This window comes from Aeromonas sp. 25-248, from assembly GCF_053005425.1.
The window spans coordinates 64,195-79,733 of record NZ_JBRKTB010000013.1; the positions used below are offsets into that span (position 1 = coordinate 64,195).

A 15,539-nucleotide genomic window follows, 5' to 3' on the forward strand; every position below is an offset into this window, starting at 1 on the left:
CAATCGTCTTTGTTCTCGAGAACTCGCTTTTTCCCAAATTTTTGAACTCATTTCTTCAGGCCGGTTTGCAATGGCAAGACCGGCCTCATTTTTATCCCTATATTGCCTCGCCGTGTAATTAAATTTCAGTTTCGTTTGTTACAGCCTTCAATTCTGATTTTTTACTCGATATCCATGAAAACGGTATCAGGTTGATGATTAGTTAATTCTTTTCGCGTCTAAACATGCTATCAGTATGATTTAAATATATTTTTTGAGGTTTTTCTTCAGAGGTGGCGAAGGCGGGGAGGGAGGGCTCGGAGATGGGGGGATCATGAAAGCCTTTCAATCAGCGGAGGTCCAACTCCGCCAATTGCAGCCAGGGAGAGGAGTCGTTTACTCCTCGTTCTGATTATCTTCGTCGTCTACCTGGGCGTTGTCTGCTTCGGACAGGTACCAGCCGCTCAGGGTCTGGGCCAGCTTCTCGACGCCGATATTGGTCAGAGAAGAGAATGCTTCAACCTGGATCTGCGGGCCCAGTTCTGCCACCGCCTGACGAACCTTGATCACCTGGTTGTTGCGGGGCCCCGGGCTTAACTTGTCCGCCTTGGTCAGCAACAGCATCACCGGCAGTTCACGGTGTGAACTCCATTCCAGCATGTTCATGTCGGTTTCCTTGAGCGGATGGCGGATGTCCATCAGGATCACCAGCCCTTTCAGGGACTCCCGTCGTTGCAGGTATTCAGCCAGTGACTTTTGCCACTTGAGCTTCATTTCCAGCGGAACCTGGGCATATCCATAGCCGGGCAAGTCGACCAGGCGTTTGCCCGGCTCCAGTTCAAACAGGTTGATAAGCTGAGTACGGCCAGGGGTCTTACTGGTACGTGCCAGGTTCTTGTGCTTGGTCAAGGTATTCAATGCAGACGATTTGCCAGCGTTGGAACGACCGGCAAACGCAATCTCGACACCCCCATCATTTGGCAGGTGGCGGATGTCGGGTGCGCTGGTCACAAAATGCACCTTATTGAAATTCAGAGTTTGTGTTTCCAACGTAAATTCCCCATAGAGATAGAGGGTTATAGAGTTACTTTTTTGTGAAATAGTGTAAAATGGCGTCGCTTGAACGCGTTTATTTTAACATGCCTTCAGCGGCATGGGATCTGGAAGCCTAATAACGAGAAAGTTGGAACGCCATGAAGAACCTAGTCATTACACTTGCTCTGATGGTTGGCGTAACTGGGATGGCACAAGCCAAGGGCGATGCCGCTGCGGGACAAACCAAGGCTGCCGTCTGTGCGGCCTGTCATGGACCGGACGGCAACAGCCCAGTCGACATGTATCCCAAGATTGCTGGTCAGCACGCATCATATATCAAAAAACAATTAGTTGAACTGAAGGCTGCAGCTTCTGGCCAAACTGGTCGGGTTGCGCCCGTCATGGGACCTATGGCGTTGCCGTTGTCCGAGCAGGATATGGACGATCTTGCCGCCTATTTCTCCAGCCAGAAGGTGACGCCGGTTGCCGTGCCCGATGATGTAGTTGCCGCAGGCAAGGCGCTTTATATGGGGGGAGACATGGAGCGAGGCCTGGCCGCCTGTACCGCCTGTCATGGCCCACGGGGTTCCGGCGTCGAGCAAGCGAAGTACCCCAGCCTATCAGGACAGCATCCCGCCTATATCAAGGCCCAGCTCACCGCTTTTCGTTCGGCGACCCGCGACAACGATCCCAATGGCATGATGCGGGATGTGGCCAAGAAGCTGACGGATCAGGACATCGAGGCGCTCTCCAAGTATGTGGCGGGGCTTCACTGATATAGCCTGTTAGTTATCTTGTTGAAAAGAACAGGGAACCATTGTGTTCCCTGTTCTTTTTTGAGGTTGTAGCGATCGCCCGTAAACAGCCTGCTTTGCTGTAAGAGATCTTCTATATACGGGGCTGGTCGTGTCTGAAAGATTGCTCACGTATATTTTTTTATGTTTTATTTTTCAATGAATTAAGAAATAGAACATCACTTTGTACCAGTTCGAAATGTGCTTTGGTTGATTGAGTCATCCGGCGAAGAAGTTACAGTAGGCAATCAGGATTGGCCGGAGAGAGGGTGCAAGACCCGTCTTCGGTTTGACAGGATGTCGGCTCGGAGCATGCGATGAGCAATAGATGCAAAAAGCCAGGATGGTGACCGCCAGGGATGAGCGGGGCTGCGGGAGGCAACCACCCCGATGGGAGGCAGGATGTCGCCGGTTTGGGTTAGACAAACAAACACACGCACACTCAGGACTGGTCAATAAGGATCAGGATGATCCAACGAAATGATGCGCCGTGGTTCGCCCAGGGATAAGGCGATTGGCTACCAGGGAATGGAACTCGCATGATGGAAAAAGGCAGCTTCGGCTGCCTTTTTTCTATTGGGTCATTAACCCGCCAAGACATTCTGTGTCAAAATACCAGCAACATGCCCAGAGGATGCCGATCCTGCGGTGTTCAGCGACCCAACGTGGTCGAATTGGTGCGGGATCCCACTCTTGTTCCATATTTACTGTTCCCCGCTTCAGCATCCTCCCCGGACGACACGCTCCGGGGGGTTCCATTCAGTTATTTGTCGGAGTCATTCATGTCGGCCAAACAACCCAACCGCAAGCCTACCGGCAAGCGCAAAGAATCAGATGCCAGTGCTCAGGAAGGTCGTGAGCGCAAGCGCGCCGCCAAGCGCAAGGGCCTGAAGGCGGGCTCCCGCCAACAGGCCGAGCAGGCGGGCAAAAAGAGCGGCTCCAAGCAGGCCAAGGATCCACGCATCGGCTCTCGCAAGCCCATCGCGCTGATTGCCGACGAGAAGGGCAGCAAGCCGGTGGCGACCAAGCCTGCGAAAGAGAAGCGGGTGGTGATGACCCCCGAGCAGGAGCTGGCGTCCATCGAGAATGATGATCGCCTCAATGCCTTGCTGGATCGTCTGGATGCCGGTGAAACCCTGGAGGCCGCAGAGCAGGCATGGGTCGATCAGCGGGTTGACCGTTATCAGGAGCTGATGGACGAGCTCGGTATCATCGACAACGACGATGACGAAGATGGCGACATGGATTTTGATGATGCCGATTTTGACGAGCCGAGTCAGCCTGCCTCCGAAGAGGAGCTGTGGGAACGTTTCTCTCAGGCAGGCTACCAGCCTGAAGCCAAACCCGAGCCGAAGAAAAAGTGATGAGTGGATGGATGCTGGCCGCCCTGTTGGGTGGCCTGATTTTGCTGGGGCTTGCCGTCTATGCCGGCACCCTGATGGCGCGTCTCAAACGCCAGCAAGAGATGCAGCAGCACGCCATTGCGGCCCGCAACGAGCGGATTCTGGAGAGTGTCAGGGTGATCGCCCACGCGGTACGAGATGGTCAGTGCGACTACTCAGAAGGCGCCATCCGGCTGACCAATCTGCTGGATGCCTTGCAAATAAAGGGGGGCCGCGCCTTTGCCACCGAGTTCCCGGGGCTCTACGGCCTCTATGAGAAGGTGAAGGAGATGCCGACCCATGAGGCGAGGCGGGCACTCAAGCGCAATGAAGTGATGAAGATGGATCTCGAACGCAGCGGCTACGAGGCCGAGCTGGAGGCGCAGATCCTTGAGGATGTCGCCAGACTGAAGGATTTTCAGTTAAGCCGGTGAGCCCATGACAAAGACAGAGGAAGCAAGCGTGCAAGCAGAACAGATTGTGTGGGATCAGGCCCTGATCGAAAAATACAACTACAGTGGTCCGCGTTATACCTCCTATCCCACTGCGCTGGAGTTCAACGAGGGGTTCGGCTATCCGGACTTTGTCCAGGCAGCGGGCCAGTATCCTGCACGCAATCTGTCGCTCTACGTGCACATCCCCTTCTGTCACAAGCTCTGCTACTACTGCGGCTGCAACAAGGTCATTACCCGGCACCAGCACAAGGCAGATCAATACCTCGACTACCTCGAACAGGAGATCAAGGCCCAGGCCCCCCTGTTCAAGGAGAGACTGGTCACCCAGCTGCACTGGGGTGGCGGTACACCCACCTATCTGAGCGACCCCCAGACTCGTCGCCTGATGGCCATGTTGCGGGAGCACTTCCACTTCGCCGAGGAGGGGGAGATCAGCATCGAGGTGGATCCCCGCGAGATCGAATTGTCCATGCTGGATGTGCTGCGGGAGCTCGGTTTCAACCGCATCAGCCTCGGCGTTCAGGACTTCAACAAGACGGTCCAGGTCGCGGTCAATCGGGAGCAGGACAACGACTTCATCCGCGCCATGCTGGTCCGTGCCCGCGAGCTGGGGTTCCGCTCCACCAATCTGGATCTCATCTACGGTCTGCCGCACCAGAACCGGGAGAGCTTCCATCACACCCTGGAAGAGGTGCTCAAGACCGACCCGGCCCGCCTCTCCATCTTCAACTATGCCCACCTGCCGAGCCGTTTTGCCGCCCAGCACAAGCTGAAAGAAGCGGACATGCCGGCGCCGCAGGAGAAGCTGGCCATGCTGCAGGACACCATTGCCTTCCTGACCGGCCAGGGTTATCAGTTCATCGGCATGGACCACTTTGCCAAGCCCGATGACGAGCTGGCCGTCGCCCAGCGCGAGGGCAAGCTGCATCGCAACTTCCAGGGCTATACCACCCAGGGGGATTGCGATCTGCTGGGGCTGGGGGTCTCTTCCATCAGCATGATGGGGGATGCCTATTCCCAGAACCAGAAGGATCTCAAAACCTACTACGCCCAGGTCGAGTCACTGGGCCATGCCCAGTGGAAGGGGTGCTCCCTCAATCGGGACGATCTGATCCGTCGTGAGGTGATCAAGCGCCTCATCTGCGATTTTTCCCTGAACTTCGCCGCTGTGGAGCAGGCCCACGGCCTGGTGTTCAAGGAGTATTTTGCCGAGGATCTCAAGCTGTTGCAGACCTTCATCGACGACGGTCTGGTGCGCATGACCGAAGAGGGGCTGGAGGTGGTCTCCACCGGTCAGCTGCTGATCCGCAACATCTGCATGTGCTTCGATGTCTACCTGCGCAACAAGGCGCGCCAGCAGCAGTTCTCCCGGGTGATCTAGGCCGGGCAATGTCGTGGGACAATAAAAAAACCGCCTTTCGGCGGTTTTTTTATTGGGTTTTACCCCTGCTCAGCGTTGAGCCGCACGGGCACTCAGCTCGGCCTTCTCGGCTTCGCTCAGGAAGGCCAGGGTCAGGCCGTTCTGCTGGGCGGTGCGGATCTCGCTCACCGTCATGCCGGCAGCCGAGGCCGCCACCTCGTATTCATGGGGCAGGTCGATCCCCTCCACCGCCGGATCGTCGGTATTGAGGCAGGCCAGCACGCCGGCGGCCAGGAACTGGCGGATCGGGTGATCGGCCAGACTCGCCACCGTGGTGGTCTGGAGGTTGGAGGTGAGGCAGGACTCGATGCCGATGCGGTGTTCGGCCAGATAGGCCATCAGGGCCGGATCCTGGATGGCCTTGACCCCGTGGCCGATGCGCTCGGCTCCCAGCTCGCGAATGGCCTGCCACATGCTCTCGGGGCCGGCGGCTTCACCGGCGTGCACGGTGACCCGCATGCCTGCATCCCGCACCCGGCGGAAGTGGTCGGTGAAGAGATCGCCCGGGAAGCCCAGTTCGTCGCCGGCCAGATCGATGGCGACCAGGCGATCGCGATGAGCCAGACAGGCATCCAGCTCCTGCTTGCACTGCTCGGTGCCGAAGGTACGGCTCATGATGCCGATGAGGTTGGTCTTGATGCCGAAGTCACGGCTGCCTGCGGCCACGCCGTCGATGATGGCTTCGACCACGCCCTGCGGGTGCAGTTTGTGGGTCATCGCCATGTAGGCCGGGCTGAAGCGCAGCTCGGCATAGTCGATCCCGGCACGCAGCAGATCCTCCACGTTTTCGTAGGCGACCCGGCGGCAGGCATCGTAGTCGGCCAGCACGGCCACGCCCCAGTCCAGTTTCTTCAGGAAGGCCACCAGACTCGGCTCGTTCTCGACGATCTGCACGTGCGGGCGCAGGGCTTCCAGCTCATCGGCCGGCAGTCGGAAGTTGTGCTGACGTCCCAGCTCGAGAATGGTCTGCGGGCGGATGTTGCCATCCAGATGGCGATGCAGGTCGGTCAGGGGGAGGGATCTGTCAATCATGGGGCACCTTCTGCGAGTCGGGTTGGAAAGCCTGCCATTCTAGGCGGGACGCCTGAAAAAGATACCCCGTTTGCAAGCAAACGGGGTGTGATTGGTCAGGCTTTCCCTCAAGGCGTGATGGGAATCGTTTTTCCCGCAGGCTCAGGGAATGTCGAGCTCCTTGAGCTTGCGGGTCAGGGTATTGCGGCCCCAGCCGAGCAGGCGGGCTGCCTCCTGCTTGTGACCATGGGTGTGATCCAGTGCCGTCTCCAGCATGATCCGTTCGAACTGGGGCATGGCATCCGCCAGGATATCGGTCTCCCCCAGCGCCAGCTTGGCGGCCACCCAGTCCTGCAACTGCTGCTGCCAGCCACCGGTCAGGGCGGGCTGGCCCGGCTCGGCGGTGCTGGTGATGGGCGTCAGCAGCTCGGTGGGCAGATCGCCTACCAGCACCTCCTGGCCCGAGGCCATCACCGTCAGCCAGCGGCAGACGTTCTCCAGCTGGCGCACGTTGCCCGGCCAGGGGAGACGGCTGATGTAGGTCTGGGTATCCGGGTGCAGGCTCTTGGCCTCCACGTTCAGCTCCTTGGCGGCTCGCAGCAGGAAGTGCTGGGCCAGCTGGGGGATGTCCTCCCGGCGCTCCTTGAGGGCCGGAATATGGATGCGGATGACGTTGAGGCGGTGGAACAGGTCTTCCCGAAACTCGCCGTCGGCGACCCGTTTCTCCAGATTCTGGTGGGTGGCGGCAATGATCCGCACATCCACCTGCACCGGTTGGTGGCCACCAACCCGGTAGAACTGCCCGTCCGCCAGAACCCGCAGCAACCGGGTCTGCACGTCCAGCGGCATGTCGCCTATTTCGTCGAGAAACAGGGTGCCACCATCGGCCTGTTCGAAGCGGCCGTGACGAATGTTGTTGGCGCCGGTGAAGGCTCCCTTCTCATGACCGAACAGCTCGGATTCGATGAGATCTTTCGGGATGGCCGCCATGTTGAGGGCGATGAAGTTCTTGTGGGCCCGGGGGCTGTGCTTGTGCAGGGCATGGGCAACCAGCTCCTTGCCGGTACCGCTTTGACCGTTGATGAGCACCGAGATGCTGGAGCGCGACAGCCGGCCGATGGCGCGGAACACCTCCTGCATGGCAGGGGCTTCGCCGATGATCTCCGGGGTGGTGGTGGCTTCCTGTTGGCGAGCCTTGCGCTTGGTACGTTGCTCCTTGAGGTGGTTCTCGGCTCGGCGTACCAGGGTGACCGCCTCGTCGATGTCGAACGGCTTGGGCAGGTATTCGAAGGCACCGCGCTGGTAGGCGTTGACCGCGCTGTCGAGGTCCGAGTGGGCCGTCATGATGATGATGGGCAGATCGGCCTGGCGGCGATGGATCTGCTCCAGCAGGCTCAGGCCGTCGATGCCCGGCATGCGGATATCCGAGAGGATCACGTCCGGTGAGCGCATCTCCAGTGAACTCAGCAGGGCTTCGCCGTCGGCGAAACTTTCGCATTCGAAGCCTTCGCTGCCAAGGGTGCGCTCCAGAACCCACCGGATGGAGCTGTCGTCATCGACGATCCACACTTTTGCTGTCATGAGGTTCCCTTACTTGCGAAGTGGTAAATAAATGGTGAATTCGGTGTGGCCTGGCCAGCTGATGCAGTCGATGCGACCCTTGTGCTGATCGATCAGGTTCTGGGCGATGGAGAGGCCCAGGCCCGTTCCCCCTTCCTTGCCGGTGATCATGGGGTAGAAGAGGGTGTCGCGAATGGCGTCGGGAATGCCGGGGCCGTTGTCGATGATCTTGATTTCGGCCGCCAGGCGATAGCGCTGGCCATGGATGGTGATCTGGAAGGCGGTGCGCGTCTTGATGCGGATGAGGCCGTCCTGATCCCCAAGGGCCTCGGCGGCGTTGCGCACTATGTTCAGGAACGCCTGTTGCAGCTGGTCCGATTCCATCTCGAATTCGGGGATGCTGGGGTCGTAGTCCCGCTCGATGCGGATCTGCGGCGGCAGCTCCAGGTCCACCAGACGGCGCACTTGTTCCAGCACGGAGTGAACGTTGTGCATCTGGTGACGGCCGGGACGCTGGGGGCCGAGCAACCTGTCGACCAGCACCCGCAGGCGATCGGCCTGCTCGATGATGATGCCGGTGTATTCACGCAAGGCCGGGTCGGGCAACTCCTTTTGCAGCAGTTGGGCCGCGCCGCGCAATCCCCCCAGGGGGTTCTTGATTTCGTGCGCCAGGCCGCGCACCAGCTCCTTGGCGGCCTGCTGCTGGGCGTGTTGCTGCAGCTCCTGGCTGATCTTCTTCTGCTGATCGATCTTGCGCAGTTCTACCACCATCAGTCGCTGTTCATGATCGGCCATGGGGCTGACGCTGATCTCCACCAGCCTGGGCTCCCCCTCCACCACCAGGGTGACTTCGCTGTCGGTGAAGCCCTGCCCCGAAATGAGGCACTGTTTGAAACGCTGCAGATCGAGAGAGATGTGTTCCAGCAGGTGGGGCAGTTCGATGCCGATCAGTCGTCGCTCGCTGAGGGAAAGCAGCTGCTCTGCCGCCGGGTTGACGAATTGAATGCAGAGACGTTCATCCATGAGAATGACGGCGGTCAGCAGATTGTCCAAGAGTGTCTTGGCGTTGTCCGAGCGGGTTGGCACAGGTTTCTCCCTAAAACGGTGCTGTACACCTAGAATGCACCAATATAGTGCATCAAGTTTACCCGCATCGGTGCGTCACATCACCCCTAATTGGCCTTGGGGGCGGCTCTGGGAGCCTGATTCACCGACGCCCTGTGCAGGTAAAAGGTGGTTGGCTTAGATTTAGCAAGGATCGTACCGTCTTTGGCGAGCAACTCGAGCCGTGCCTCGTAAGCGCCCCTATCGAGGTTTTCCACCCTTATGGCCAGGCTGTTGTGAACCAGGGGCACCGCCTTGCCGTTCAGGATCAGGCGCACATCGTATTGCACCGGGACCTGGGGAGAGATCTCGCCCTGGAAGACGATGTTGCCGGTATTGTCGCGCAATGTGCTGCCCGGTTCCGGAGAGATGAGGTCGATCTCCAGGGGAGCCGCTTCCAGGGCTTTCCTGGCATCGACACCGGTCAGGCTGTTGAAGTTGTCCACCTGGACCGAGTGGGGGGCTGTGCCGATGAGCGGCGAGACCCGCAGGTCCACCTCTTTTGCGCTCTTGCCGGGAGGGGGGGCATCGGTGTAGTGGGTCACCCCCTGGGGATCGACCCAGGAGTAGACGCGGGCGGCCTGTGCGGAACAGGAGGCCATCAGCAGGAGGCTCAGCAGCCAGGGTACAGTGTTCATCCATCTCTCCTTGACGGGGTTCACCTTAATCCTATCAGAGAAAAACCACGGGGTCGGGGTGTGAACAGCCGAGGGTGGTACGGCTCCGTGAACGGGATCATCTTTCTGCACGATCGTGCCCGTTTGGCGGTATTTCCGTTGCCAGAATGAAAAAAAACCCGCCAGATGGCGGGTTTGTCATGGGAAAGCGGATTAGACGGAGTAGTACAGCTCGAACTCCAGCGGGTGCGGAGTCATGCGCACGCGGTCAACATCCTGCTGTTTCAGTTCCAGGTAGGAGTTGATGAAGTCATCGCTGAACACGCCACCACGGGTCAGGAACTCACGGTCTGCATCCAGTGCGGACAGCGCTTCGTCCAGGGAACCGGCAACGGTCGGCACTTCAGCGGCTTCTTCCGGCGGCAGATCGTACAGGTTCTTGTCCATGGCATCGCCCGGATGGATCTTGTTGATGATGCCGTCCAGACCGGCCATCAGCTGGGCAGCGAAGGCCAGGTACGGGTTGGCAGCCGGATCCGGGAAGCGTACTTCGATGCGGCGGGCTTTCGGGCTCGGCACGACCGGGATACGGATGGAGGCAGAACGGTTGCGGGCGGAGTAGGCCAGCATGACCGGTGCTTCATAGCCCGGCACCAGACGCTTGTAGGAGTTGGTGGTTGGGTTGGCGAAGGCGTTGATGGCCTTGGCGTGCTTGATGATGCCGCCGATGTAGTGCAGTGCCATCTCGGACAGACCGCCGTACAGGTCGCCTGCGAACAGGTTGACGCCGTCTTTGGCCAGGGACTGGTGGCAGTGCATGCCGGAGCCGTTGTCACCGAACATGGGTTTCGGCATGAAGGTGACGGTCTTGTTGTAGGCGTGGGCCACGTTGTGGATCACGTACTTCAGGACCTGTACTTCGTCAGCCTTCAGGGTGAGGGTGTTGAAGCGGGTTGCGATCTCGTTCTGACCGGCGGTCGCCACTTCGTGGTGGTGAGCTTCGACGACCTGGCCCATCTCTTCCAGCACCAGGCACATGGCGGCACGGATGTCCTGGGAGGAGTCAACCGGGGCAACCGGGAAGTAACCACCCTTGACGAACGGACGGTGACCCTTGTTGCCGTGCTCGTAGTCGGTACCGGAGTTCCAGGCAGCTTCTTCGGATTCGATCTTCACGAAGCTGTGGCCCATGGTGTTGGAGAAGGTGATGTTGTCGAACATGAAGAATTCCGGCTCCGGCCCGAACAGCACGGTGTCAGCGATGCCGCTGGACTTCAGGAAATCTTCGGCACGCTTGGCGATGGAGCGCGGATCGCGGTCATAGCCTTGCATGGTGGCGGGTTCAAGCACGTCACAGACGATGTTCAGAGTGGTCTCTTCGGTGAACGGGTCCAGTTTGGCGGAAGCCGGGTCCGGCATCAGCACCATGTCAGACTCGTTGATGCCCTTCCAGCCGCCGATGGAGGAACCATCGAACATCTTGCCGTCTTCGAAGAAGTCTTCGTCAACCTGGTGGGAAGGGATGGATACGTGCTGCTCTTTACCCTTGGTGTCGGTAAAACGCAGATCAACAAACTTGACTTCGTGTTCCTGGATCAGGGCCAAAACGTTCTGGGCTGACATGCTAAGTAACCTCCGGTGTTAAAACTCTTTGGGTGAATGCGTCGTCACATTCACATAAGCCAGTATCGTGCCAAGTTTGTGACAGCTTGATTTCAGGGCACTTGCACCGTTTCAGGCTGTCGAGAAACCCGTTCTCATGCCGGTTGCTGCATTAAAGTGGTGCAACCTTGGATCGTTTTGGTGCACCGAGATGGTGCGCCAGCGTATCCAGGCCATCTAAGCAGCCTTTTGCTGCGGGGTCCATGATCCTGATCCTTTGTTGTGCGTGAATGTGTTGCAATTCTGCTAGGCAGATCACAAAGGCGAGAGTACAATTAGCGCCCAATTTTACCCGGTGATTTGAGGCGAGAATGTTAGAGAATTTACGCAATATTGCGATTATTGCGCACGTTGACCACGGCAAAACGACTCTGGTTGATAAGCTGCTGCAGCAATCCGGCACTCTGGATCGCACCAGCGAAGGTCAGGAACGGATCATGGACTCCAATGATCTGGAACGGGAACGTGGCATCACCATTCTCGCCAAGAACACTGCGATCCGCTGGAACGACTACCGCATCAACATCGTGGATACCCCGGGTCACGCCGACTTCGGTGGTGAAGTTGAGCGCGTACTCTCCATGGTTGACTCCGTGCTGCTGCTGGTCGACGCCGTTGACGGCCCGATGCCGCAGACCCGTTTCGTGACCCAGAAGGCGTTCGCCCAGGGTCTGAAGCCCATCGTGGTCATCAACAAGATCGACCGTCCGGGTGCTCGTCCTGACTGGGTAATGGATCAGGTCTTCGATCTGTTCGACAACCTGGGTGCCACCGATGAGCAACTGGACTTCAAGGTTGTTTACGCCTCTGCACTGAACGGTTGGGCCACCCTGGATCAGGACGTCCCGTCCGAGAACATGGAACCTCTGTTCCAGGCCATCGTCGACAACGTGGAAGCCCCGAAGGGCGACGTTGACGGTGCCTTCCAGATGCAAATCTCCCAGCTGGACTACAACTCCTACGTGGGCGTCATCGGTATCGGCCGCATCACTCGTGGTCGCGTCAAGACCAACCAGCAGGTCACCATCGTCGGTGCCAACGGCAAACCGCGTACCGGCAAGGTCGGTCAGGTGCTGGGCTACCTGGGCCTGTCCCGTACCGAAGTGACCGACGCGCAAGCGGGCGACATCATCGCCATCACCGGTCTGGGCGAGCTGAAGATCTCCGACACCATCTGTGACAACAGTGCCGTCGAAGCCCTGCCGCCGCTCTCCGTTGACGAGCCGACCGTGAACATGACCTTCCAGGTCAACACCTCGCCGTTCGCTGGTAAAGAAGGCAAGTTCGTCACCTCCCGCAACATCCTGGAGCGTCTGAACCAGGAACTGGTCCACAACGTGGCCCTGCGCGTGGAAGAGACCGAAGATCCGGACAAGTTCCGCGTCTCCGGCCGTGGTGAACTGCACCTCTCCATCCTGATCGAAAACATGCGTCGCGAAGGTTACGAACTGGCGGTGTCCCGTCCGGAAGTTATCCTGCGTACCGTGGATGGCGAACTGCAAGAACCGTTCGAAACCGTCACTGTGGACGTGGAAGAAGCGCATCAGGGTTCCGTGATGGAGCAGCTCGGCCTGCGTAAAGGCGAGATGACCAACATGACCCCGGATGGCAAGGGTCGCGTCCGTCTGGACTTCATCATCCCGAGCCGTGGCCTGATCGGCTTCCAGACCGAGTTCCTGACCATGACCTCTGGTACCGGTCTGCTGTACCACACCTTCGACCACTACGGTCCGCACAAGGGTGGCAGCATCGGTGAGCGTCAGAACGGCGTGCTGATCTCCAACGCCACCGGCAAGGCCCTGACCTTCGCCCTGTTCGGTCTGCAAGATCGTGGTCGTCTGTTCATCGGTCACGCGACCGAAGTGTACGAAGGCCAGGTGATCGGGATCCACTCCCGCTCCAACGACCTGACCGTCAACTGCCTGAAAGGCAAGCAGCTGACCAACATGCGTGCCTCCGGTACCGACGAAGCCCAGGTGCTGACTCCGCCGATCCGCATGACCCTGGAGCAGGCTCTCGAGTTCATCGACAACGATGAGCTGGTGGAGATCACCCCCAAGGCCATCCGTATCCGTAAAAAGCTGCTGACCGAACTGGATCGCAAGCGCGCCGGTCGTGCTTGATCGATAGCTGTTCATCGACAGACCAAAGAGAGGCCTTAAGGCCTCTTTTTTTATGGGCTCATGGGGCCTGAGCTGGATGGAGGCGCATCCGGCCGGTCTGCGGGTGGCCAAATGACCACCCTATCTGACACAATGTCTGCATGATCACGCTTACGAGAAACAAGATGCAGCAGCAGATCCGCGGCCGTCTGGCCCATGCACTCTCCTTCTTGCGCCACGATGGTGCCCACTTCGCCCAGTTTGTCTGGGGCCGTTTCCAGCAGGACAGATTGACGGTGACCGCCGGTTACCTGGCCTATGTCACCCTGCTCTCCCTGGTGCCCATGATCGCCGTGGTGTTCGGTATGATGTCGGCCTTTCCGGTTTTCCAGAGCCTGAAGCAGGCGATGGAGCAGTTCGTCTATCACAACTTCGTCCCCACCGCCGGCGAGATGCTCAAGGAGTACATCGACGGCTTCGTGGCCAACGCCACCAACACCACGGCCGTCGGTATCGGTGCCCTGATCGTGGTGGCCCTGATGCTCATCTCGGCCATCGACAAGAACCTCAACTACATCTGGCGATCCACCCGAAGCCGGCCCTTGGCCCAGGCATTCGCCATGTACTGGATGATCCTGACCCTGGGCCCCGTGCTCATCGGGGCCAGCATCGCCATCTCCTCCTACATTCTCTCGCTCAGGTTGTTCGCGGCTGACAGCCTGTTCGGTATCGGCTATCTGCTGCTGCGCAGCCTGCCGTTCCTCTTCTCCGTGCTCACCTTCCTGCTGATCTATACCGTGGTGCCCAACTGCCGCGTGCGGCTGACCCACGCCTTCATCGGTGCCCTAGTGGCGGCCACCCTGTTCGAGCTGGCCAAGCGCGGCTTTGCCATCTACATCACCAACTTCCCCTCCTACCAGGCCATCTATGGCGCCCTGGCGACCATTCCCATCCTGTTCGTCTGGGTGTATCTGAGCTGGCTGGTGGTGTTGCTGGGGGCCGAGACCACCGCCTGCCTCGGGGAGTACGAGAAGCCCGGTGCAGAGGAACTGGCCTGACGCCGGCCGGCCATCACACCGGATCCCGACACAAAGGCGTTGGCCCGGGCAGGGCATTTATTGGTAGCATCGACGACCGCTCATCCCGCAGGATGGGCGGTCGTGCTGTTTTGAGAGGAGAGGGATGTGATTGCACTGATTCAGCGGGTCAGCGAGGCCAGCGTAACGGTAGAGGGAGAGGTGACCGGGGCCATCGGCCAGGGGTTGCTGGTGCTGCTCGGGGTGGAGCAGGGGGATGACGAGGCCAAGGCGGACAAGCTGCTGCACAAGGTGAGCGGTTATCGCATCTTCTCGGACGAGAACGGCAAGATGAACCTCAACGTGAGCCAGGTGAGCGGCAGCCTGCTGGTGGTCTCCCAGTTCACCCTGGCGGCGGATACCGGCAAGGGGATGAGACCCAGCTTCTCCGGTGGCGCCCATCCCGCAGATGCCGAGCGACTCTATGAGTACTTCGTGGCTCGTGCCAGGGAGAGCGGCGTGCCGACCGAAACCGGCCGCTTCGCCGCCGACATGAAGGTCAGGCTGCTCAACGATGGCCCCGTCACCTTCTGGCTGCAGGTATAAGGGTGGCAGGCAGGGCAGGACTCAGCGGAGGGCAGGACGCGATGCCTGCACACTTCGCAGGTTCTTCACCCTGCCGGTGCTCGCCCGCCCTGGCCATGCTGACGGGTCGCGTGCAGGATGACGTTGCGGTAGCCGGGCACGTCGTGGACGCGAGTCGGGCCTATCCACTCCTCTGCCAATCGTAGAGCCTGTGCCTGTTCGAGCCGGGTGCGGGGCAGCAGATTGATGATGAGGGTGCCGCTCAGGCGGCTGGCCAGCGCCTGATAGAGCGGGGCCTGGAACAGCAGCAGGGGGTTGCCGTCCTGGCTGAACAAATCCAGCAGCACCAGATCGTAGCTCTCCTGGCTCTGGTGCAGGAAGTGCAGCGCATCGGCGTGATGCAGCCGAGGCGAGCCCCCTGATGAGGGGAGGAAGAACTGCTGGAACAGGGTGAGTATCTCGGCATCCAGATCCACGCAGTCGTGGTGGGCATCGGGCCAGCGTGCCGCCAGGTGACGGGTGAGATCCCCTCCGCCCAGCCCCAGCTCCAGGATCCTGCTTGCCTGCTTTGGCAACTGCTCCGCGATGCTCCGTTGATGAGGCAGACAGAGGCGGGCCGGTTGGTGGAGGCTCATGGCGGATTGCACCACGCCGTCCATTTCCAGCCAGCGATGACGGGCATTTTCAAGCACCGAAACGCGGCGTTCGGGTTTGGCGCTGAGGTGCAATAAGTGATCGGCTTGGTACGCTTGCAGATTGAAGTCCATGAATTTGCACGGCAAGATGGCTTTCGACCAGTGTAACTCAAGGATGTTGT

General features: G+C 59.4%; 14 protein-coding genes. 7 read left to right on the forward strand and 7 right to left on the reverse strand.

The annotated features are described in order from the left end of the window. Window positions 1-375: 375 nt before the first annotated feature. Window positions 376-1,029, reverse strand: a complete 654-nt coding sequence (yihA, locus tag ACVDHI_RS16530) for a ribosome biogenesis GTP-binding protein YihA/YsxC (RefSeq protein WP_042882255.1) — start codon at window positions 1,027-1,029, stop codon at window positions 376-378. A gap of 143 nt (window positions 1,030-1,172) precedes the next feature. On the opposite strand from yihA, the gene ACVDHI_RS16535 reads away from it, so the two are divergent. From ACVDHI_RS16535 to hemN, 4 genes are all read left to right on the forward strand, one after another. Next, window positions 1,173-1,790: a c-type cytochrome gene (locus ACVDHI_RS16535; RefSeq protein ID WP_042882257.1), complete on the forward strand. Its 618-nt coding sequence runs from the start codon at window positions 1,173-1,175 to the stop codon at window positions 1,788-1,790. A gap of 800 nt (window positions 1,791-2,590) precedes the next feature. Continuing rightward, entirely contained in the window at window positions 2,591-3,172 is a 582-nt protein-coding gene (gene yihI, locus ACVDHI_RS16540) for a Der GTPase-activating protein YihI (RefSeq protein WP_447212297.1), read from the forward strand. 11 nt (window positions 3,173-3,183) lie between these two features. Continuing rightward, window positions 3,184-3,624, forward strand: a complete 441-nt coding sequence (locus ACVDHI_RS16545) for a DUF2489 domain-containing protein (RefSeq protein ID WP_039039514.1) — start codon at window positions 3,184-3,186, stop codon at window positions 3,622-3,624. Window positions 3,625-3,652: 28 nt separating this feature from the next. Then, window positions 3,653-5,026 carry an oxygen-independent coproporphyrinogen III oxidase gene (hemN, locus tag ACVDHI_RS16550; protein ID WP_180911316.1) on the forward strand — a complete coding sequence of 458 codons (1,374 nt, stop codon included), beginning with the start codon at window positions 3,653-3,655 and terminating at the stop codon, window positions 5,024-5,026. Between the two features lie 69 nt (window positions 5,027-5,095). Here hemN and add read toward each other — a convergent pair whose 3' ends face one another. The 5 genes from add to glnA form a co-directional block, all read right to left on the reverse strand. Continuing rightward, on the reverse strand, window positions 5,096-6,097 hold the full coding sequence (gene add / locus ACVDHI_RS16555) for an adenosine deaminase (RefSeq protein WP_103244073.1): 1,002 nt from the start codon (window positions 6,095-6,097) through the stop codon (window positions 5,096-5,098). A gap of 141 nt (window positions 6,098-6,238) precedes the next feature. Further along, on the reverse strand, window positions 6,239-7,657 hold the full coding sequence (gene glnG, locus ACVDHI_RS16560; protein ID WP_010672523.1) for a nitrogen regulation protein NR(I): 1,419 nt from the start codon (window positions 7,655-7,657) through the stop codon (window positions 6,239-6,241). A 9-nt stretch (window positions 7,658-7,666) separates the two neighbouring features. Continuing rightward, on the reverse strand, window positions 7,667-8,722 hold the full coding sequence (glnL, locus tag ACVDHI_RS16565) for a nitrogen regulation protein NR(II) (protein WP_010672524.1): 1,056 nt from the start codon (window positions 8,720-8,722) through the stop codon (window positions 7,667-7,669). An 86-nt stretch (window positions 8,723-8,808) separates the two neighbouring features. Beyond that, the gene (locus ACVDHI_RS16570) at window positions 8,809-9,378 is read right to left on the reverse strand and encodes a DUF4124 domain-containing protein (protein WP_010672525.1); all 570 of its coding nucleotides are present in this window, start codon (window positions 9,376-9,378) and stop codon (window positions 8,809-8,811) included. A 192-nt stretch (window positions 9,379-9,570) separates the two neighbouring features. Next, a complete protein-coding gene (gene glnA, locus ACVDHI_RS16575; protein WP_010672526.1) occupies window positions 9,571-10,980 on the reverse strand; it encodes a glutamate--ammonia ligase in 1,410 nt (469 codons plus the stop codon). Between the two features lie 350 nt (window positions 10,981-11,330). Between glnA and typA the strand changes: the two genes are divergently transcribed. From typA to dtd, 3 genes are all read left to right on the forward strand, one after another. Beyond that, window positions 11,331-13,142, forward strand: coding sequence for a translational GTPase TypA (typA, locus tag ACVDHI_RS16580; RefSeq protein ID WP_039039512.1), 1,812 nt, complete (start codon window positions 11,331-11,333; stop codon window positions 13,140-13,142). 164 nt (window positions 13,143-13,306) lie between these two features. Then, window positions 13,307-14,179, forward strand: coding sequence for a virulence factor BrkB family protein (locus ACVDHI_RS16585; RefSeq protein ID WP_039039511.1), 873 nt, complete (start codon window positions 13,307-13,309; stop codon window positions 14,177-14,179). Window positions 14,180-14,305: 126 nt separating this feature from the next. Continuing rightward, window positions 14,306-14,743, forward strand: coding sequence for a D-aminoacyl-tRNA deacylase (dtd, locus tag ACVDHI_RS16590; RefSeq protein WP_010672529.1), 438 nt, complete (start codon window positions 14,306-14,308; stop codon window positions 14,741-14,743). Window positions 14,744-14,808: 65 nt separating this feature from the next. On the opposite strand, the gene ACVDHI_RS16595 is transcribed toward dtd, so the two are convergent. Continuing rightward, on the reverse strand, window positions 14,809-15,489 hold the full coding sequence (locus tag ACVDHI_RS16595) for a methyltransferase domain-containing protein (protein WP_042865392.1): 681 nt from the start codon (window positions 15,487-15,489) through the stop codon (window positions 14,809-14,811). Window positions 15,490-15,539 lie beyond the last annotated feature (50 nt).

What these genes read in the sequence shown, in the direction of transcription:
- ACVDHI_RS16535 (WP_042882257.1), top strand. Translation starts at nt 1,173, where the DNA reads ATGAAGAACCTAGTCATTACACTTGCTCTGATGGTTGGCGTAACTGGG.
- ACVDHI_RS16585 (WP_039039511.1), top strand. Translation starts at nt 13,307, where the DNA reads ATGCAGCAGCAGATCCGCGGCCGTCTGGCCCATGCACTCTCCTTCTTG.
- glnG (WP_010672523.1), bottom strand. Translation starts at nt 7,657, where the DNA reads ATGACAGCAAAAGTGTGGATCGTCGATGACGACAGCTCCATCCGGTGG.
- ACVDHI_RS16595 (WP_042865392.1), bottom strand. Translation starts at nt 15,489, where the DNA reads ATGGACTTCAATCTGCAAGCGTACCAAGCCGATCACTTATTGCACCTC.
- glnA (WP_010672526.1), bottom strand. Translation starts at nt 10,980, where the DNA reads ATGTCAGCCCAGAACGTTTTGGCCCTGATCCAGGAACACGAAGTCAAG.
- add (WP_103244073.1), bottom strand. Translation starts at nt 6,097, where the DNA reads ATGATTGACAGATCCCTCCCCCTGACCGACCTGCATCGCCATCTGGAT.
- ACVDHI_RS16545 (WP_039039514.1), top strand. Translation starts at nt 3,184, where the DNA reads ATGCTGGCCGCCCTGTTGGGTGGCCTGATTTTGCTGGGGCTTGCCGTC.
- ACVDHI_RS16570 (WP_010672525.1), bottom strand. Translation starts at nt 9,378, where the DNA reads ATGAACACTGTACCCTGGCTGCTGAGCCTCCTGCTGATGGCCTCCTGT.
- yihI (WP_447212297.1), top strand. Translation starts at nt 2,591, where the DNA reads ATGTCGGCCAAACAACCCAACCGCAAGCCTACCGGCAAGCGCAAAGAA.
- typA (WP_039039512.1), top strand. Translation starts at nt 11,331, where the DNA reads ATGTTAGAGAATTTACGCAATATTGCGATTATTGCGCACGTTGACCAC.